The organism is Geothrix oryzisoli (genome assembly GCF_022808865.1).
GTDB lineage: Bacteria > Acidobacteriota > Holophagae > Holophagales > Holophagaceae > Geothrix > Geothrix oryzisoli.
In genome coordinates, this window is the sequence record NZ_JAKZLB010000002.1 from 494,343 (window position 1) to 515,387 (window position 21,045).

Annotated in this window: 12 protein-coding genes; 8 read left to right on the plus strand and 4 right to left on the minus strand. The window is 66.4% G+C overall.

All coding sequences use genetic code 11. From position 1 onward, the window contains the following. The first annotated feature begins 228 nt into the window (after window positions 1-228). From MLE43_RS06985 to MLE43_RS07020, 8 genes are all read left to right on the plus strand, one after another. Complete coding sequence (locus MLE43_RS06985) at window positions 229-1,611, plus strand: hypothetical protein (RefSeq protein WP_243302810.1); 1,383 nt, start codon at window positions 229-231, stop codon at window positions 1,609-1,611. Further along, complete coding sequence (locus MLE43_RS06990; protein ID WP_243303119.1) at window positions 1,611-2,084, plus strand: hypothetical protein; 474 nt, start codon at window positions 1,611-1,613, stop codon at window positions 2,082-2,084. The genes MLE43_RS06985 and MLE43_RS06990 overlap by 1 nt, the downstream gene beginning before the upstream one ends. A 68-nt stretch (window positions 2,085-2,152) precedes the next feature. Continuing rightward, the gene (locus tag MLE43_RS06995) at window positions 2,153-2,770 is read left to right on the plus strand and encodes a hypothetical protein (RefSeq protein ID WP_243302812.1); all 618 of its coding nucleotides are present in this window, start codon (window positions 2,153-2,155) and stop codon (window positions 2,768-2,770) included. An 85-nt stretch (window positions 2,771-2,855) separates the two neighbouring features. Continuing rightward, window positions 2,856-5,516, plus strand: coding sequence for an OmcA/MtrC family decaheme c-type cytochrome (locus MLE43_RS07000; protein ID WP_243302814.1), 2,661 nt, complete (start codon window positions 2,856-2,858; stop codon window positions 5,514-5,516). 177 nt (window positions 5,517-5,693) lie between these two features. Beyond that, entirely contained in the window at window positions 5,694-6,092 is a 399-nt protein-coding gene (locus MLE43_RS07005; RefSeq protein ID WP_243302816.1) for a ComEA family DNA-binding protein, read from the plus strand. Window positions 6,093-6,340: 248 nt separating this feature from the next. Next, complete coding sequence (locus tag MLE43_RS07010) at window positions 6,341-9,043, plus strand: OmcA/MtrC family decaheme c-type cytochrome (protein WP_243302818.1); 2,703 nt, start codon at window positions 6,341-6,343, stop codon at window positions 9,041-9,043. Between the two features lie 447 nt (window positions 9,044-9,490). Beyond that, a complete protein-coding gene (locus tag MLE43_RS07015; RefSeq protein ID WP_243302820.1) occupies window positions 9,491-12,070 on the plus strand; it encodes an OmcA/MtrC family decaheme c-type cytochrome in 2,580 nt (859 codons plus the stop codon). A 250-nt stretch (window positions 12,071-12,320) separates the two neighbouring features. Further along, complete coding sequence (locus MLE43_RS07020; protein ID WP_243302822.1) at window positions 12,321-12,767, plus strand: RrF2 family transcriptional regulator; 447 nt, start codon at window positions 12,321-12,323, stop codon at window positions 12,765-12,767. Window positions 12,768-12,831: 64 nt separating this feature from the next. Here MLE43_RS07020 and MLE43_RS07025 read toward each other — a convergent pair whose 3' ends face one another. The 4 genes from MLE43_RS07025 to gltA form a co-directional block, all read right to left on the minus strand. Further along, window positions 12,832-13,377: an RrF2 family transcriptional regulator gene (locus MLE43_RS07025; protein ID WP_243302824.1), complete on the minus strand. Its 546-nt coding sequence runs from the start codon at window positions 13,375-13,377 to the stop codon at window positions 12,832-12,834. A gap of 140 nt (window positions 13,378-13,517) precedes the next feature. Then, window positions 13,518-14,510 (minus strand): dihydroorotate dehydrogenase-like protein, encoded by a 993-nt coding sequence (locus MLE43_RS07030; protein ID WP_243302825.1) that lies wholly within the window; start codon window positions 14,508-14,510, stop codon window positions 13,518-13,520. A gap of 11 nt (window positions 14,511-14,521) precedes the next feature. Next, entirely contained in the window at window positions 14,522-18,082 is a 3,561-nt protein-coding gene (gene nifJ, locus MLE43_RS07035) for a pyruvate:ferredoxin (flavodoxin) oxidoreductase (protein WP_243302826.1), read from the minus strand. A gap of 142 nt (window positions 18,083-18,224) precedes the next feature. Beyond that, on the minus strand, window positions 18,225-21,002 hold the full coding sequence (gene gltA, locus MLE43_RS07040) for an NADPH-dependent glutamate synthase (protein WP_243302827.1): 2,778 nt from the start codon (window positions 21,000-21,002) through the stop codon (window positions 18,225-18,227). Window positions 21,003-21,045 lie beyond the last annotated feature (43 nt).

Here is a 21,045-nt window from a genome sequence, read left to right on the forward strand (position 1 = left end):
CTACACAAGAAACCATTTTTATGTCGTCACACATAACCATACATTCATGCGCGAATTGAGCATTTACACCCTTGAGGTAGCCAGAGTGGGGGATATAGTTTTGTTTCTGACGCCAGCATCAGCTTTCACCCGCGTCAGGCCCGCAATGGCAAGGCTTTCCAAAGATCACGGTCCTGTTCCTTCTGCTATTCCACCCCGGTCCAATCACGCCACCGCATGAGGCGAATCATGAAGCCACGAATCCAAGTGGTCCTGCTTGCCACACTGATGTCAGCCACGGCCTGGGGCCAGGAGGTGAGCCTGTACGGCACCACCATGGCCCAGATGTGGAAGCAGGAGACACCGGGCTTTGACAAGAGCACCTTCACCCCGGCCACCCAGTACCTCGGCATCGATGCCACCAAGCTGGGCACCGACAACCTCTCCCTGCACCTCTTCGGCTGGGGCCGGACCGACCTGAGCGACGCCAGCAATTTCGATGGCTCGAAGTCCGGCGGCTACCTGAACTACGGCTACCTGCAGTACCGCTTCGACCAGGCCAATGCCGAGATCAAGGCGGGCCGCTTCACGACCAACCAGGCCACCGGCTTCGAACAGGTCGATGGCGTCAGCGTCCGGACGGACCTGCGCGGCGGCTTCTCCTTCTCAGCCTTCGGCGGGAAGCCGGTCTACTACAAGACGGTGGATCCCCGGAACCAGGCGGACTACGACTTCCAGCGGGACTTCATCTTCGGCACCCGGTTCGCCTGGCGCATGCCCAAGGTCGGCGAGATCGGCGTCTCCTACCTCCAGGACGGCACCAAGGCGGCGAAGGATCTCGACATCCCCTCTCCCATCGACTACACGCGGAAGCAGCTGGGCGTGGACGTCCGGATCACCCCCGCCACCGTCTTCGACCTCCGCGGCCGGACCGTCTTCGACGTGGCCAGCCACCCGGATCAGGCGCCCGGCGCCCCCGAGCGGTCCCGCATCGCCGAGCATGACTACACCGCCACCGTGAAGCTCGGCGAGCAGGTCACCATGACCGGCAACTATGCGGAACGGAACTTCTACGCCTTCTTCGCCGGCACGAACCTCCCGTCCCTCTTCCGCCAGGACGAGAACGACATGTTCCGCGGCTTCGGGGGAAGCATCACCTGGAACGCCCCCACGGGCGTGCAGCTGGTGGGCGACTACCGCCACATGCACCGCGAGGCCTTCGGCGATGTGAACCGGGCCGGTGGCGAGATCCGCTGGGCCACCAGCGAGCGGACCTTCCTCGCCGGCGTCGGCGCCCACTGGGTGAATGCCGGGAACACCAAGTTCGTCGATCCCGCGACTCCGTACCGCAGCCTGAGCCACATGGAGAGCCGCCTGTGGGCCATGGTCACCCGGGGCAAGCTCACCGCGAGCCTGGATGGCATCCTCCAGAGGTACGAGGAGAACAATCCCTACCTCGTCGGGATCCGGAACGTCTATGAGGTGGTGGGCTCGCTCGGATACCAGGCCACCACGAACGTGAAGGTGTCCGGAGATATCAGCTACGGCAGCACCCCGGTCGCGAAGCACGAGACCCGGGGGCTCCTGCGGGCCGAGTATCGGTTCGGCTTTGCTAAGAAGGGAGGTCGCTAATGGCCCGGAAGTCCATTTTCCAGATCATCGGCATCGCGCTGGGCCTTGGCGTCCTGATGGCGTGCAGTCTCATCTCGCCCGAGGCGAGCTTCGCGGCGACCCACCCCCAGGAACTGGGCGCGGGCCGGCCCATCTGCTCCGAGTGCCACAGCAACGACGTGGCCAAGGGCGCCCTCAAGCCGTACGCCTCCTTCGACCACACGCCCACCTTCGTGAAGGATCACCGCTTCCAGGCCAACCAGGACTCCAACACCTGCGCCGCCTGCCACGCCCAGTCCTTCTGCGCGGACTGCCACGGCGGCAAGGTCCCCATGAAGCCCGCCACCCGCCTCAGCGATCGGCCCGATCGGGAGTCGCCGCACCGGGGTGACTTCATGACCCAGCACCGCATCGAAGGAAAGATGGATCCGTCCAGCTGCTACGCCTGCCACGGCCGGGCCAACAACGAGAAGTGCGCGGCTTGCCACCGGTAGGAACTGAACACGTGTCCAAGGGGAACACCATGAGCCGAATTAAGTTGATGGTAGGAAGCTGTTTCGCGATGGTCCTCGCGCTTCTTGCCTGGGGATGCGCCGGAACCGCCGGGAAGGGGGCTCCGTTCAATGCCACCACCGGGCAGCACCCGACGAACTGGATCCAGGTCCACTACATCGATTACGTCAAGGCGCCCGACCAGTGCCGCACCTGCCACGGATCGACCTCCGATCCCGCCGCGGCCGGCGGCATCTCCAAGGTGAGTTGCTTCAGCTGCCACACCAGCGGCGTGGACCACCCCGCGGGCTGGGCCGACGCCAGCCAGCACGGCCGCATGGGCGCCCAGGCCGTCCCGGCCAGCACCCAGCTGATCGGCGGCACGGTGGTCGACGGCTCCGGCTTCGCCTACTGCACCAAGTGCCATGGGGCGAACTACACCGATGGCATCGCCGTGTCCTGCAAGTCCTGCCACACCAAGGCGCCGCACCCCGACGCCCCCTGGCGCGGCGCCACCTTCACCTCGCCCAGCCACGTCAACACGAACAGCGGGAACGCTCCCGCCTGCGCCCAGTGCCACACCAACGGGGCGAACTCCTCCCTCAAGCCCGTGACCCCGGCCCCCGCCGGAACCGCGCCTGGCTGCTTCAACAACACCCTGTGCCACGGCACGAGCTTCCCTGGTTAGGAGGTGCCCATCCGGTCCATCAGCCTGACGTCTTCCCCCACCGCCCACTCAACAGCAGTTTGACTCCCCTTAAGGAGAATGAAGCATGCAACACCGACCTCTGAAACAGCTCTGCGGCCTCATCGCCACCGCAGCCGTCGCCCTGGTGCTGATCGGCTGTAACGGCAAGACGGGCCCCGCCGGTGCGAACGGCACCAACGGTACCAACGGTACCAATGGCACCAACGGCACCAACGGTACCAACGCGGTCATCACTGTGAACGCTGCCCAGCTCACCCCCGACCAGTGGGGCCAGATGAGCCTGAACGGCACCGTGACCAGCGTGACCATGGGCACCAAGCCCGTCGTCAACTTCACCGTCACCGACAGCAAGGGAACCCCCGTCAGCGGCCTTGGCTTCACCACCAAGACCTCGACCAACATCGTCCCCAGCTACCCCAACTTCGCCTTCAGCATCGCGAAGCTGGTGCCCGCCGGCACCGATGGCAGCCCCAGCAAGTGGGTGAACTACATCGTCACCACGATGCCCAGCACCACCACCGCCGCGGCGCCCTCCAAGCCCAGCACCGACAACACGGGCACCCTGGTCGACAACGGCGACGGCTCCTACAAGTACACCTTCTACCGTGACATCACGGCGGCCCAGGCCTTCCTGGATGGCTACACCTACACGGGCAACAACCTCCGCGCCGACCTCGGCGACGTGAGCTACCAGCCCACCTTGACCCACCGCGTCAGCATCCAGATCGGCGGCAACGCCCGCGGCACCAGCACCAACACGCCCGACGGCTCCAACACCGGCATCACCGGCGTGCCCATCCTGAACCCCGCCAACATCACCTACGATTTCGTCCCTGCCACCGGTGCCGCTCCGGCCGCCACGGCGCAGCGCAACATCGTGGACATGACGTCCTGCAACACCTGCCACACCCGCCTGGTGGTCCACGGCGGCAACCGTGTCGATCCCCGCTACTGCGTGGTCTGCCACACCGACCAGCGCAAGTACGGCAACCCCGAAGCCACCACCACGGCCACGGGCTACACCGGCAACACCTACAAGATCAACGGCCTGGGCGTCGCCGACTTCCCGGCCTTCATCCACCGCCTCCACGCGGGTGAGTTCCTCCAGAAGACCGGCTACCTCTACGCCGGGATCGCCTTCAACGAGACCACCTACCCGCAGGACCTGCGCAACTGCAGCAAGTGCCACACCGCTTCCATCGCCGCCACCCCCCAGGGTGATGCCTGGAAGACCAACCCCAGCCGCATGGCCTGTGGCGCCTGCCACGACGGCATCGACTGGGTGGCCGGCACCAACCACGCTGGCGGCCCCCAGACCAGCGACCTGAACTGCACCGGCTGCCACGGCGCCTCGCAGATGCAGGTCATCCACACCCCGATGCTCGCGCCCAACCCGGGCTACGTCGCCGGCAGCCACACCAACGGCTCCTACATCGCCGACTACAAGAGCATCCTGCCCGCCGGCGCCCACCAGATCACCTATGATCTGAAGAGCGTCACCCTGACCGCGACCGGCCAGCCGGTCCTCACCTTCCGCTTCCTGCAGGACGGCACCGCGGTGGCCTTCAACGCCGCCCCCGCCGCCGCCGACGCCACCGCCGAGCTGATGCCCGGCTACATCGGCAGCCCCAACGCCTATGTCGCCTTCGGCGTACTCCAGGACGGCATTGCCGCTCCCGCCGACTGGAACGCCACCCTCAGCGCCACCATCCGGAACGTCTGGAACAAGACCGTCACGTCCGCGACCATGACCGGCCCCGACGCGAACGGCTACTACGCCCTGACCTTCGCGGCCTCCGTCCCGGCAGGCGCCACCCAGATCACGGCTGGCATCGGCTACAACTACAGCTACGGCAATCCTCCGCTCACCCAGATCGACCTGCCCGCCTTCCCGTACTCCGGGGGCATCACCGGCACCGGCGGTCTGAGCGTGCCCGCGCCCAACGTGGCCAAGCTCGTCAGCGGCACCCTGCCCACCGGCTTCGCGGCCCAGACGGCCCGCCGCTCCATCGTCAGCAATCAGAAGTGCAACGACTGCCACGCCGTCCTTGGCGTGTTCACCGACAAGACCTACCACGCCGGTGAGCGCAACGACGCCCCGACCTGCACCTTCTGCCACAACGTCAACCGCGTCAACAGCGGCTGGGGCGTGAACATCAAGGATGCGATCCACTCCATCCACGCCGCCGACAAGCGGGTGAACAAGTTCTCGTGGGAAGTCTCCGCGGGCGACACCTACTGGAATGTCACCTACCCGGCCATCCTGAACAACTGCGAAGCCTGCCACGTGCCCGGCTCGTACGACTTCAGCAACAGCACCAACGCGGCCGCCATTCCCAACCTGCTTTGGACCACCGTCGCCACCGGCACGACCCCGACCCCCGTCAATGCCATCGTGACGGGCAACGAGACCGTTCCCGGCGTCTACTGGTCGCCCTTCACGGCCGCCTACGGTTCCGCTTACGCCTTCGGCAGCGGCTTCGGCTACAACGGCACGACCCAGGCGATCACCCAGGCCGCTTCCACCACCCTGGTGAACAGCCCGATCACCTCTGCCTGCTCCAACTGCCACGACACCCCGGCTGCCATCGCCCACTTCAAGGGCAACGGCGGTGCGTTCTACGAGGCTCGCGCCACCGCGCTCCTCAAGGTCGAGCAGTGCATGGTCTGCCACGGCTCCGGCCGCACGGCTGACATCAAGGCCGTCCACATGAACTTCAAGTAATGTCCCCCGCCAGGGCGCGGTTCGCCGCGCCCTGGCGACCAGCAACCGCCACGACCGAGAGGACCCGGATGCCTTCCAGCGCCGGGTCCTCTTTCTGATGCACCCACCAGGACATGGGCCGATTGACAATCCAGCCGCCCCGGCCGGAAAATCGGCGGTCCGCCTCATGAGGTCCCCATGAAGAACCCCCTGATGAACCTTGCACTGGCCGCTTCCACCCTCCTGGCCCCGGCGTTCCCGGCCCGGGCCCAGGAAGAGGCCGCGGCGCCCCGGAAGGCCGAGTCCCAGGCCGCCAAGGCCGCCAAGGCCAAGAGCGGGGCCGCCAAGGTCAAAGAGCGGGCCAAGGCGAAGGCCGCGGCCGACGCCAAGGCCGTCGATATCAACAGCGCCACCAAGGAGCAGTTGAAGAAGCTGCCGGGCATCACGGACGCCTACGCCGACAAGATCATCGCCGGCCGTCCCTACCTCTCCAAGGCCTTCCTGGTGACGAAGAACATCCTGCCCAACGACCTCTTCCAGACCCTGCGGAAGCAGATCGTGGCCCGGCAGCCCGCGCCGAAACCCCAGGCCCGGTAGAAGACCACCGCACCCTCGCAGAAGCCCCCGGGAACGGGGGCTTCTGTTGTACGGACGCCAAGGTCCTTTGTGTTGAAGGCTTTCCGGAATGTCACGGGTTCCGTGACACAGGTCACAAGGGCGGTTGACTCGTTAGATTACCGGAAGATCATCATTGGCGAAATCATGCGGAGGCCGTGCTCCTTGAAGGTCGATGCTTCCTTATCGCCTGAAGGCCGGCAGTCCAAGTCCCCAAAGGAGGATGAACCATGCACCATCGACCTTTGAAACAGCTCTGCGGCCTCGTGGCAGGCGCCGCCGTCATCCTGATGCTGGTCGCCTGCGACGGCAAGACGGGCGCGGCCGGAGCCAACGGGACGAACGGCACCAATGGCACGAACGGCACCAACGGCACGAACGGCACCAATGCCGTCATCACCGTGAATGCCGCCCAGCTGACCAGCGACCAGTGGGCCCAGCTGACCCTCAAGGGCGCGGTCAACAGCGTCACCATGGGCGGCGCGCCCGTCGTGACCTTCACCCTCACTGACGGCGTGGGCACGCCGGTGAGCGGCCTCGCCGCCAAGTCGGCGAGCGGGAACTACGCCAACTTCGCCTTCGCGATCTCCAAGCTGGTGCCAGGGACCAACGGCAGCCCCAGCCGCTGGGTCTGCTACAACGTGGTGACCACCCCGGCCGCGGGCCAGGCGGCCGTGCCCGGCTTCACCGAGCCCGAGAACAACGGCACCCTGAAGGACAACCTCGACGGCACCTACACCTACACCTTCGCCCTGGACCTCACCAAGGCCAAGGGCTACGTGGACGGGGCCACCTACGACGCCAGCCACCTCAAGTCCGATCTCGACGACCTGACCTATGATCCGACCCTGACCCACCGCTTGATGGTGGCCGTGGGCGGGAACCAGCCCGGCACCACCACCCAGCTGCTCACCTCCGCGAACCTCTACTACGACTTCATTCCCACCACCGGGAAGCCCGTCGTGGCCACCGATACGGAGCGGGTGATCGTGGATACCGCCTCCTGCAACACCTGCCACACCAAGCTGTCCATGCACGCCGACTTCTTCCCGGCCATCAACGACACCCACCTGTGCGTGGTGTGCCACACGGATCAGCTGAAGTACGCCAGCGGCGATTCCCTGCCTGCCTCCGGCAACGTCCTGCTGGCCAACGGCGTCTACGGCAGCACCCAGAAGCTCCAGGGCATGGCCCTGGCCAACTTCCCCAACATGGTCCACCACATCCACACGGGTGAGCTCCTCTACTACCAGGGCTACAACCAGTTCCTGCCCTACAACGAAGTCACCTACCCGCAGGATCTGCGGAACTGCACGAAGTGCCACACCCAGTCGGCCAGCGCCCCCCAGGGCGACAACTGGAAGGCCGTGCCGAGCCGCCTCGCCTGCGGCGGATGCCACGATTCCATCGTTTGGATCAGCGGCGCGAACCACGCGGGCGGCGCCCAGATCAGCGACAAGGACTGCACCAGCTGCCACGGGGCCTCGCAGATGCAGGTCATCCATACGCCCGTGGTGGCGCCCAACGCCAGCAACGGCTGGCTGGTCTCCGGCGGCAACAACAACACCAACGCCTCCTACGTGGCCGGCTACACCGGCATCCTGCCCAACGGCGCCCACCTCGTGACCTGGGATCTCAAGTCCGTCAGCCTGAACGCCAGCAGCCAGCCGGTCTTCGTCTTCCGGTTCCTGGAAGACGGCCTCCGGAAGGACTTCAAGACGTTCGTGGACACCACCACCACGCCGGAATTCTGGGACAACTACGTGGGCGGACCGAGCGTCTACCTGGCCTTCTCCGTGCCCCAGGACGGCATCGCGGCCCCGGCCGACTGGAACGCCACGGTCAGCACCTACGTCAAAAACCTCTGGCGGGGAGACGGCAAGGACCAGTACGGGAACACCCTCGCGGCCACCCAGGCCGGAACGCTCAGTGGACCCGACACCAATGGCTACTACACCCTGACCATGACGGGCGTGGCCATCCCCGCCACCGCCACCAATCTCACGGGCGGCATCGGCTACACCTACGGCCTGAGCTCCACCCAGCCCCTGACCCAGATCAACGTGGCGGGCTACGCCTACTCGCCCCTGCAGGTGACCTTCAACACGACCACCAGCAAGTGGGTCCAGGTGTTGGGGACCGGCCAGGGCGGCGTGAGCGTCCCGGCGCCCAACGTCATCAAGGTGATGAGCGGTAGCGCGGCCCGCCGCGCCATTGTCAGCAACCAGAAGTGCAACGACTGCCACGCCACGCTGGGCATCTTCACCGAGAAGGTGTACCACGCGGGCCAGCGCAACGACGCGCCGACCTGCACCTTCTGCCACAACGTGAACCGCGTGAACGCCGGCTGGGGCGTGAACATCAAGGACGCGGTGCATGCCATCCACGCCGCCGGCAAGCGGGCCAACAAGTACTCGTGGGAAGTCTCCGCGGGCGACTACTACTGGGAGGTCACCTACCCGGCCATCCTGAACAACTGCGAAGCTTGCCATGTGCCCGGCTCCTACGATTTCAGGAACAGCGCCAGCCAGGCGGCCCTGCCCAACCTGCTGTGGACGACCGTCGCCACCGGCACCACGCCTGCGACGATCAACTACGTGAAGGGTGACGGCACGGATGTGCTTCCGGGCACCTACTACTCGCCGTTCGTGACGGCCGGCACCGCCTACGGCTCCGGTTTCGCGACCAACTTCGCGACCGGCAGCGCCACGCCGTACGCCGACGCGGCCTCGACCACCCTGGTGAGCTCGCCGATCACCGCGGCCTGCTCCAACTGTCACGACTCCGCCGCGGGGATCGCCCACTTCCAGGGCAACGGCGGCGCGTTCTACGAGCCCCGCGCCACGGCGCTTCTCAAGGTCGAACAGTGCCTGGTCTGCCATGGCCCCGGCCGTACGGCGGACATCAAGACCGTCCACATGACGTTCAAGTAAGGTTTCCGCCAGGGCGCGGCTCGCTGCGCCCTGGCGGCCTTTCACGCCCCCAGACGAGGATCCGGATGCCTTCCAGCGCCGGGTCCTCGTTCGGTTCTGCCGCGCGGATTGCCCGGCGGAACGACCGTGCAGTTTCCAGGATGAAGGAGACTTTTTGAGGCGATTTCGAGATGGGAAATGATTCGCAACATCAAAAAGACATGGTGGGTTTTTACAATTTATGACCAGTAGGTGACAAACGTCACAAGGGTGGTTGACTCATTAAATTACCGATAGATCATCATTGACGAATCCCCGATGGAACTCTCCTCCCGGGAGGTGCGTGTGCTTTCAATGTCACGGGTCACCGCTCGTTCTGGATCCCGCGCGCAGCCACGTTTCCCCCGGACCCCAGGCGAGTCCCCTACCCCCACCCCCAAGCTTGACTCTCCAGAAGGAGAACGAAGCATGCAACACCGACCCTTGAAACAACTCTGCGGCGCCCTCGCCGCAGCCGCCGTGCTGCTGGCCCTGGTGGCCTGCGACGGGAAGACCGGCCCCGCGGGCGCGAACGGGACCAACGGCACGAACGGAACCAACGGCACCAACGGGACCAACGGCACCAACGCCACCCCCAAGGTCGACCTGGCGAAGCTGTCGACGGACCAGTGGGCCGCCCTCCAGCCCACGGGCACGATCACTTCAGTCACCATGGGCGCCGCCCCGGTCGTGAACTTCAAGCTCACCGACGCCGCCGGAACCCCCATCGTGGGCCTCGGCGCCTTCACGTCGAAGAGCTCCACCGCCGTGGCCGCCAGCTATCCCAACCTGGCCTTCGCCATCGCGAAGCTGGTGCCCGAGGACGCCACCACCAAGGCTCCCAGCAAGTGGGTCAGCTACATCGTGACGAGCACCCCGACCACCACCGCCGCCGCGGCCCCCACCCGGCCCACGACCGACAACACCGGCACCCTGGTGGACAACGGCGACGGCACCTACAAGTACACCTTCTACCGTGACATCACCAAGGTCCAGGCGGCCCTGGACGCGGCGACCTACACGGCCCCCAGCGTCAAGACCGACCTGGGTGACGCGACCTACGCGCCCGCGCTCGTGCATCGCATCGCCCTGCAGTTCTCGGGCAATGCGCGCGGCACCGGCAGCAACACGGCCGATGGCACGACGCTCGTCCCGGGCGTGGCCATGGCGAACCCCATCAACGTGATCTACGACTTCGTGCCCGCCACCGGCGCCCCCGTGGCCGCCGGCACGGACATCCGCGACGTCGTCTCCATCAACCGCTGCAACGAGTGCCACGACAAGCTGGCCTTCCACGGCGGCGGCCGCGTCGAGACCCGCTACTGCGTGGTCTGCCACACGGACCAGCGCAAGTTCGGCCGCGCCGAGGCCACGACCACAGCCACCGGCTTCTCCGGTAGCACCTACAAGGTCAACGGCCTGGCCGCTGGCGACTTCCCGACCATGGTGCACCAGATCCACCAGGGCAAGGAGCTGACGAAGACCGGCTACAACTACGCGAACGTGCTCTACAACAACATCGGCTACTCGATCCTCGATGGCGGCCAGAAGATGTGCCTGAAGTGCCACTCGAATGTCCCGCAGTCGACCAACTGGAACACCAAGCCCACCCGCCTCGCCTGCGGCTCCTGCCACGACGCGGTGGACTTCGCCACGGGCGTGAACCACATGCCGGGCAACAATGTCCCCCAGACGGACGACAAGGCCTGCACCATCTGCCATGACTCCACGGCCATCACGACCTACCACATGGCCAACAACGTGACGCCCAACAACCCGGCGATCCCCGCCGGCCTCAAGAACGTCACCTACGAGATCAAGTCGGCTGACGCCACCTCCACCGCCGTGACCGTCGTCTTCAAGATCAAGGTCGACGGCACCGCCGCCACCTTCAAGGCCCCCGCGGCCAGCATGGCGGATCCCCTGGACGGCTTCACGGGCGGACCCAGCTTCCTGCTCGCATACGCCCAGCCCCAGGACGGCGTGGCCGCCCCCGCCGACTACAACAACCTCGGCAGCGGCTCGTCCAATTTCCAGCCGATCAGCGTCTCCATCGCCAACCTGCTGGATACCGGCAAGACCACCAGCGTCGGCACCCTGAGCGGCCCGGACGCCAACGGCTACTACACCGCCAACATCGTCGGTGCGACCAAGATCTTCCCCGCCGGCGCCAAGCTGCGCTCGGTGTCCCTGCAGGGCTACTTCACCCAGATCATCAGCACCGGTAATGTCGCCCGCCACGCCATCGCGGTCATCAAGACCGTGACCGGCGATGCCGCCCGCCGCACCGTCATCGATTCCGCCAAGTGCGCCAAGTGCCACGAGTGGTTCGAAGGCCACGGCGGCAACCGCGTCTATGAAGTCCAGGTCTGCGTCCAGTGCCACGTGCCGGGCCTGACCACCAGCGGCCGCGGCATCTCGGACACCGCCATCCAGGCTTATGCCTTCACGGCTTCCGACCAGGCCATCCTGACCGCCTGGCAGTTCGACAAGACCCTGCCGAACGCCGCCCTGGCGCTTCCCCAGGTGACGAACAACTTCAAGGACATGATCCACGGCCTCCACGCCGGGAAGGATCGCACCACGTCCATCAAGATCGCCCGCGACCGGACGCCTTCCGCGATCAACCTGATCGACGGCGCCAACATCGGCTTCCCGGGCATCCTGAACCACTGCCAGAGCTGCCATACCCCCACCGGCTACAGCGGTGTGCCCGCCAACACCCTGGCCTCCCGCCAGGAAGCGGACAATGGCGTGTTCCTCAACGGCACCAACCGGACCCCGGCGGACGCCAAGGCCGCGCTCGCGACCCTCAATGCCAGTGACCTGTTGACCACGCCGTTCACGGCCGCCTGCGTCAGCTGCCACGACAGCGCGATCGCCAAGGCCCACATGAACCAGCAGGGCGGGCAGGTCCTGACGCCCCGCAGCGCGCTCAACGTCGCCGCGGAATCCTGCGGCACCTGCCACGGCGCGGGCACCGCCTTCGACCCCGTCAAGGTGCACTAGCAAGCCACAACAGCCTGGAAGGGGCGGGGCCTCCCCGTCCCTTCCACCAACCTCACGACCCGGGTGCCTGACCGCACCCGGGTCGTTTTCATCGGGAGCCTGCTGCGGCGGTGACCGGGGATGGTTTTGTGTTTTTTTACAATCGACATGCAGATGGTGACGCAGATCACAAGGGTGGTTGACTCGTTAGATTACCGGATGATCCTCATTGAAGAGGCTCCGCAAAAACCCCGTTCTCATGGAGGTGCCCGTGCTTCCCCTTTCACAGACGACCGGTTATGCGCTGCGCGCCATGCGCTGCCTCCAGGAGCCCGGCGGGCAGCCGGTCCTGGTGGAGTCCGTGGCGGACTACACGGGAATCCCCCGCTCCTACCTCTCCAAGCTCGTCCACAAGCTGGCCAAGAAGGGGCTGGTCACGGCCCGGAGGGGACACCATGGCGGCGTCGTCCTGGCCAAGCCGGCGACGGAGATCACCCTGGAGGACCTGTCGGAGGCCATCGACGGGGTGTCCTGGCGGAAGCGCTGCCTGGTGGGGCTGGCGGGCTGCTCCGAAGAGACGCCCTGCGTCCTCCACGAATACTGGAAGGACACCCTGGCTGAGATCCTGGTCCGGCTGCGTTCGGTCACCCTGGCCGACATGGCCCGGCACCATGACCCCGGGGTGGAGCGGTTCCGCGCGGACCACGGCCTGGCCTGAGCGCGGGGAGGCCCCACGGAAAGGGCCCCGCTCCGGCGGGGCCCTTTGCTGCCTTCGCGTCGCGCTAGGCCTTCTTGGCGGGGGCCTTTGCGGCGGGCCTGCGGGTGGGGACCTTCGCGCCGGCGGCCGGCTTGGCGGCCTTCTTGGGCCGGGGCTTGAGCTTCTTTTCGGGCAGGGCATCGGCCAGGCGCCAGGTGCGGCTCTGCTGCTCGAAGGTGCGGATCTCCTCCAGGGAGATGTCCTTCAGGCAGCGGTGGATGTGGTCGCGCTCGGACTTCCAGAAGGTGTGGGCGGGGCAGGCCCGCTCGTCGCTGCACTCCTTGAAGCCCAGCAGGCACTGGTTCCGCCACTCGGCGCCGTCGACGGCCTCGGCGATGAGGTCGAGGGTGATCTCCTTGGCGGCCAGGGCCAGCACCACGCCGCCCTTGTTGCCGCGCTTGGCCATCACGAGGCCCACCTTGGCGAGCTTGTGGATCATCTTGGAGAGGTAGGGGCGGGGGAAGCCCGTGCGGGCGGCCACATCGACCACCAGCGTCGGCTTTCCGCCCGGATCCTCGAGGCAGCTCATGGCCAGGACTGCATAACCGGAGGATTGGGACAGTGGGAGCATGGTCACCTACGCAGGAATGGAAGATGATTCGATCCTGAATGATAGACGATGTTCAGGTCAATCACATCCAAAGAGTGTGATTTCTTTCACAATGCACGGGGCCCCCGCCGAAACGGGGGCCCCGGGAGAAAAAACCGGAATCAGGCCTTCCAGCCGTTGAGGATGCGCATGTAGTTGGCGCGGGTGAAGGCCTGGGCATTCGGGCACTTCTGGAGGCTCATGCTGCCCCGGGCCTGGGCCAGGGACTCGTACTCATGCTCTTCCAGCCACTCGGCCAGGGTCGCGCGGGACTGGGCCAGGCGCTCGGGGCCGTGGATGAGGAGGGCGGAGACCATCTGGACCGCGTCGGCACCTGCCATGACGGCCTTGAGGGCACCGATGCCGTCATGGACGCCGCCGGTGGCCGCGAGGCTGCCCTTCACCTGGCTCCGGAGCACGGCCAGCCAGCGCAGGCGGAGCAGGAGCTCCTCGGGGCCGGACAGCTGGAGGCTGGGCTCGGCCTGCAGCTCTTCCACATTGATGTCGGGCTGGAAGAACCGGTTGAAGAGCACCAGTCCGTCGGCGCCCGCGGCCTCCAGCTCCACGGCGAAGTGCGCCAGGGAGGAGAAGAACGGGGAGAGCTTCACCGCGACGGGGATCTTCACTTCGGCTTTGACGGCCCGCACGATGTCCAGGGTGCGCTTCTCGACCGCCGCGGCGGTTTCCGCGGGATCGGTGGCCAGGTAGTAGACGTTCAGTTCCAGCGCGTCGGCCCCGGCTTCCTGCATGAGCTTGCCGTAGTGCAGCCAGCCCGCCGGCGTGGTGCCGTTCAGGGAGGCGATGACCGGGACGGCCACGGCCTGCTTGATGCGCTGGAGCTGCTCCAGGTACTTCTCGGGGCCGAGACGGAATTCGTCGGGCTGCGGGAAGAAGGAGATGGCCTCGGCGCTGGAATGCGCGCTGAGTTCCATGTCCATGATGGTGCCCTGCTCTTCGCGGGTGATCTGCTCTTCGAAGAGGGAGTGCATCACGATGGCCGAGGCGCCGGCATCTTCGAGGCGCTTGACCATGCCCATGTCGTCGACCATGGGCGAGGCGCCCGCCATCAACGGATGGGCCAGCTTGAGGCCGAGGTAGGTGGTGGAGAGGTTCATGGGAACTCCCTTCAGCTTTCCTTGGCCGTGACGGACAGCTTCGCGAGCTGTTCGTAGACGGAGTAGCGGTTGGTGGTGTCGAGCTGGGCCTGAGCCATGAGCTTCTGGAAGTGCTCGGGGTTCTGCTGCTCGATCATGCGGTAGCGGGTCTCATTGCGGACGTACTGGAGCATGGGGACCTTGGGGGCGCCGGAATCCATCTGCAGCGGCGCCTCGCCCTTCCCCAGGCGGCGGGGGTCGAAGCGGAACAGCGGCCAGTGCCCGGAGTCCACCGCCAGCTTCTGCTGATCGGCGCCGTGGGCCAGATCGTAGCCGTGGGCGATGCAGTGGCTGTAGGCCAGGATGAGGCTGGGGCCGTGGTAGGACTCGGCTTCCTGGAAGGCCTTCACCGTCTGCGCGTCGCGGAAGCCGAAGGCGACCTTGGCCACGTAGATGCCGCCGTAGGACATGGCGATCATGCCCAGGTCCTTCTTGGGCATGGCCTTGCCGGCCATGGCGAACTTGGCGCCGGCGCCCATGGGCGTGGACTTGGAGGCCTGGCCGCCGGTGTTGGAGTAGACCTCGGTGTCGAGCACCAGGACGTTCACGTTGCGGCCGGAGGCGAGGACGTGGTCGAGGCCGCCGTAGCCGATGTCATAGGCCCAGCCGTCGCCGCCCACGATCCAGACGCTCTTGTTGACCAGGTAGTCGGCCAGGTCGTGGAGCATCTTGGCCTCGGGCTCCTTGGCACCCGCCAGCTTCTGCTTGAGGCTCTCCACCCGTTCGCGCTGGGCCTTGATGCCGGCTTCCGTCGACTGGTCGGCGGTGGCGATGCCGGTGATGAGCTCGTCGCCGAGCTTGGCAGCCAGGCGGTGCATCAGTTCCAGGGCGAACTCCTGGTGCTTGTCCACCGAGAGGCGCATGCCCAGGCCGAATTCCGCGTTGTCCTCGAAGAGGCTGTTGGCCCAGGCGGGGCCGCGGCCGTCCTTGTTGACGGTGTAGGGCGTGGTGGGCAGGTTGCCGCCGTAGATGCTGGAGCAGCCCGTGGCGTTGGCGATCAGGGTGCGGTCGCCGAAGAGCTGGGTGAGCAGCTTGAGATAGGGCGTCTCGCCGCAGCCGGAACAGGCGCCGGAGAACTCGAAGAGCGGCTCGAGGAACTGCGAGCCCTTCACGTCCAGCTTGACCGTGGTGCGGTCGGCCTCGGGCAGGTCGAGGAAGAACTTGAAGTTGGCGGCCTCGGCTTCGCGGAGCGGGGCCTGGGCCACCATGTCGATGGCCTTGTGCTTCGGATTGCTCTTGTCCTTCGCGGGGCAGATCTCCACGCACAGCGTGCAGCCCGTGCAGTCCTCAGGAGCGACCTGGATGGTGTACTTCTGGCCCTTGTATTCGGGGCCCTTGTAGTCCACGCCCTTGAAGGTGGCGGGGGCGCCGGCCAGCTCGGAGGGATCGTAGACCTTGGCGCGGATGGCGGCGTGGGGGCAGGCCATCGCGCACTTGTTGCACTGGATGCAGATGGAGGCGTCCCACTCGGGGATCTCCAGCGCGATGTTGCGCTTCTCCCACTTGGTGGTGCCCACGGGCCAGGTGCCGTCCACGGGGAAGGCGCTCACGGGCAGCAGGTCGCCCTTGCCCTCCATCATCACGGCGGTGACGCGCTTGACGAAATCCGGAGCCTCGTCGGCCACCATCGGCGGACGCTTGCGGGTGGCGGTGACGGTGGTGGGGACGGTCACCTTGTGGAGATGGGCCAGGGTCTCGTCCACAGCCACGTAGTTCTTCTGGACGATGGCGTCGCCCTTCTTGCCGTAGGTCTTCTTGATGGCCTTCTTGATCTGCTCGATGGCCTCCTCGCGGGGCAGCACCCCGGAGATGGCGAAGAAGCAGGTCTGCATGATGGTGTTGATGCGCACACCCATGCCGGTGTTCTTGGCGACCTCGTAGGCGTCGATCACGTAGAGCTTGAGGTGCTTCTCGACGATGGCCGCCTGGACTTCGACGGGCAGGGTCTCCCAGACCGTTTCGGCGTTGTGGGGCGTGTTCAGCAGGAACGTGGCGCCCTCGACGGCGGTCTCCAGCATCTCGTATTTGTCGAGGAAGCTGGTCTGGTGGCAGGCGATGAAGTTGGCCTTGGTCACCAGGTAGGCGCTCTTGATGGGGCGGGGCCCGAAGCGCAGGTGGCTGATGGTGATGGCGCCGGACTTCTTGGAGTCGTAGACAAAGTAGCCCTGGCCGTAGTTGGGCGTCTCCTCGGCGATGATCTTGATGGAGTTCTTGTTGGCGCCCACCGTGCCATCGGCGCCCAGGCCGTAGAAGAGGGCGCGGGTCACGTCGCTGGGCTCGACGTCGAAGCTGGCGTCGTAGGTCAGCGAGGAGTGGCTGACATCGTCCACGATGCCGACGGTGAAGTGGTTCTTCGGAGTGTCCTTGGCCAGGTTCTCGAAGATGCCCTTGACCATGGCGGGCGTGAATTCCTTGGAGGAGAGGCCGTAGCGGCCGCCCACGACGATGGGATCGAGCTTGGTGTGGCCCTCCTCGCGGCCCTCGCGCAGGGCGGCGATCACGTCCAGGTGCATGGGGTCGGCAGGGGCGCCGGGCTCCTTGCAGCGGTCCATGACGGCGAGCTTCTTCACCGTGGCGGGCAGGGCGCGGACGAACTCTTCGATGGCGAAGGGCCTGAAGAGGCGGACCTTCAGGACGCCGACCTTCTCGCCCTGCTTCATGGCCCACTCGACGTACTCGTGGCTGACATCGCAGCCGGAGCCCATGATGACGATCACGCGCTCGGCCTCGGGGTGGCCGTAGTAGTCGTAGAGGCGGTAGTTGCGGCCGGTCAGCGCACCGAAGCGGTCCATCTCCTGCTGCACGATGGCCGGGAAGGCCTTGTAGTAGGGGGTGCAGGCTTCGCGGGCCTGGAAGAAGGTGTCGGGGTTCTGCGCGGTGCCGCGGATCATCGGGGCGTCCGGCGTCAGGGCCATCTTGCGGAAGTTGGCCACCAGCTCGTCGGGCACCATGTGGCGGAGGTCCTCGTCGTTGAGGATCTCGATCTTGGCGACCTCGTGGCTGGTGCGGAAGCCGTCGAAGAAGTGCAGGATGGGCACCCGGCTGCGCAGGGTGGCCGAGTGGCAGATGGCGGCGAAGTCGTGGGCCTGCTGCACGCTCTCGGAGCTGAGCATGGCGAAGCCGGTCTGGCGGCAGGCCATCACGTCCGAGTGGTCGCCGAAGATGCTCAGGGCGTGGGCAGCCAGCGTGCGGGCGGTGACATGCATGCAGAAGGGCGTCAGCTCGCCGGCGATCTTGTACATGTTCGGGATCATCAGCAGCAGACCCTGGGACGCCGTGAAGGTCGTCGTGAGGCTGCCGGCCTGGAGGGCACCGTGGACGGCACCGGCGGCGCCGCCTTCGGACTGCATCTCGATCACCGAGGGGATGGTCTTCCAGACGTTGGTCTTGCCCTGGGAGCTCCACTCGTCCGCCCACTCGCCCATGTTCGAAGAGGGCGTGATGGGATAGATGGCGATGACTTCGCTGAGGCGGTGGGCGACCGAGGCGGTGGCCTCGTTCCCATCCAGGGTCTTCATTACGCGCTGGCTCATAGCTCGCTCCTTCCGGGGGTGGTACGCGGGGCGCATCCGAGGATAGATCTCAGGACAGGTAATGGAATTTCAGATCAGGCAACACAGCACGCCCATCATATCTGATGGACGGGTCAATATTCATCACAACCCGGTCCGGTGGTCAGACCGCAGCCTGGGGCTCCCCGACGAGCCGGCGGTGGATGGCCGCGGCGGCCCGGCGGCCCTGGCCCATGGCCAGGATGACCGTGGCGCCGCCCGTGATGACATCGCCGCCGGCGAAGACGCCCGGGAGGGAGGTCTCGCCGGTTTCGTTGTCAACCACAACAACTCCGCCCTTGAGGGTCTTGAGGCCCTTGTCGGTCTGGGCGATGAGCGGGTTCACATCGAAGCCCAGGGCCACCACCAGGGTGTCGCAGGGGATCATGATGCGCTCGTCCGTCATCTTGGGGCTGCGGCGGCCGTCGGGGCCGGGCTCGCCCAGTTCCATGACGGCGCACTCGGCGTGGGTCATCCAGCCCTTGTCGTTGCCGTGGAGCTGCACGGGTGTGGTCAGGAACTTGAACTCCACGCCCTCTTCCTGGGCGTGTTCCAGCTCCTCCTTGCGGGCCGTGGATTCCTTCACCGTGCGGCGGTAGACCACCGTCACATGCTCAGCGCCCATGCGGCGGGCGGCGCGAGAGGCGTCCATGGCGGTGTTGCCCGCGCCCACGATGATCACGTGCTTCCCGACGGTCACCGGCGTGCCGTACTCCGGGAAGAGGTCGGCGCGCATGAGGTTGATGCGGGTGAGGAACTCGTTGGCGGTGTAGACGCCCTTGTACTCCTCGCCGGGGATGCCCATCATCTTGGGCAGGCCGGCGCCGGTGCCCATGAAGATGGCATCGTGGTCCCGGCGGAGATCATCGAGGGTCATGCTGCGGCCCACGAGGGTGTTCATGACGAACTTCACGCCCAGGCGGCGGAGCGTCTCCACCTCCTGATCCACGATCTTGTTGGGCAGGCGGAACTCGGGGATGCCGTAGAGCATCACGCCGCCCGGCTTGTGGAGGGCGTCGTAGACCGTGACGCGGTGGCCCTTCTTGATGAGCTCGCCGGCCACCGTGAGGCCCGCGGGGCCCGCGCCGATGACGGCCACCTTCTTGCCGGTGGCGGGTTCGACGGGGGGCAGCTCACCGGAGCCCAGCATGCTGTCGCTGGCAAAGCGCTCCAGGCGGCCGATGGAGACGGGCAGGCCCTTGATGCCCACGACGCACTTGATCTCGCACTGCTTCTCCTGCGGGCAGACCCGGCCACAGACCGAGCCGAGGGAGGAGCTTTCCTTGATGACGCGCGCGGCGGCCTGAGGATCCTCGTTGACGATCTGCTGGAGGAAGGCCGGGATGTTGATGCTCACCGGGCAGCCCTCGATGCAGGCGGGGTGCTTGCACATGATGCAGCGGGCGGCTTCGAGCTTCGCCTGCTCGGGCGAGAGGCCCAGGCTGACCTCGTCGAAGTTGCACACGCGGAGTTCCGGCGGCTGGCAGGCCATCTCCTGGCGGGGGATCTTCATCTTCTGGCTGGGCTTGATGCCGCGCAGGTCGAGGTTCTGCCAGTCCAGTTCGGTCACGGGCTCGTTCAGATACTTGGAGTAGTCCACGGGGCCGGCGGCGGCCACGCGGCCGATCTTGCACTCGGAGGGATCGCAGGCGTCGTGCTCCTCCGCCTTGTACCAGTCCTGGCGCATGCGGAGCATGTTGAAGTCCACCTTGTGGCCGTCGAAGTCGGGGCCGTCGAAGCAGGCGAACTTGGTCTCGCCGCCCACGCTGACGCGGCAGCCGCCGCACATGCCGGTGCCGTCCACCATGAGGGCGTTGAGGCTCACGAGGGTGAAGATGCCGTGGGGCTTCGTCAGGTCCGAGACGGCCCGCATCATCGGCAGGGGGCCCACGGCCACCACCTGGGCGACCGGCTCGCGGGCGATGATGTCCTTGAGGGCGTCGGTCACCAGGCCCTGGCGGCCCAGGGTGCCGTCATCGGTGGTGACGATCAGCTCGGCGGAGGCGGCGCCCAGCTCGTCGGCCAGGAGCACGCGCTCCTTGCTGCGGCCGCCCAGGATGGTGATGACCCGGCGGCCCTGGGCGTGGAGCTCCTCGGCGGCGGGCAGGATGGCGGCGGAACCGTAGCCGCCGGCCATCAGGACGATGGTGCCCTCCTCCACGAGTTCCGTCGGGGTGCCCATGGGGCCGGCCACGGCGTAGAGGCGGTCCCCGGCGCTGAGTCGGCCCATGGCCTTCGTGGTGGCGCCGACTTCCTGCATGATGAAGTGGATGTAGCCCTTCTTCGCGTCGCCACCGGCCAGGGTGAGCGGGATGCGCTCGCTCTCGGGGAAGGGGGCCACCATGAAGAACTGGCCGGGCTTGCGGCCGCGGGCCACCTGGGGCGCCTGGACGATGAAGGACCAGGTCTCGGGGGCGATGAGCTTCTTCTCGAGGATGAGGTAGCCGTCCTGGGTCTCGTCCTCGGACCAGTACAGCGACTTGCCCTTGAGGAGGGGCAGCATCAGCTGCTCTTCCGTCTCGATGTGGTCGCGGATCAGGTCCACCAGGCGCTGGCCCAGCAGGGTGAGGGAACGCGGGGCGCGGACCTGGCCCTCGCTGATTTCCGACAGCAACTGCAGGTTCAGATCCCACATCTGGCGGTGATCCTCCTGGAGGCGCTGGAGCAGGGCCTCGGCCCCGATCTCCTCCAACAGCGGGAACAGTTCCCGCTCTTCCGCTTCGTTGTGGGGCTTCAGCACTTCGAAGATCCACTTGGCGCCCAGGTCCACGGCCTTCCAGTCCCCGGAGCCCAGGGCCTCGGCCATGCGGGTCAGTCGTTCCTGGGCCTCCTGGTGGGTGGCATGCCAGTTCGGCGCGGGCAGGTTCTCGGCGGTGATCAGCTGATGGGCCGGGTCGGACATGGACGCCTCCAGATCCGTTCAGCATGCGATGAGAGTCTTGGTA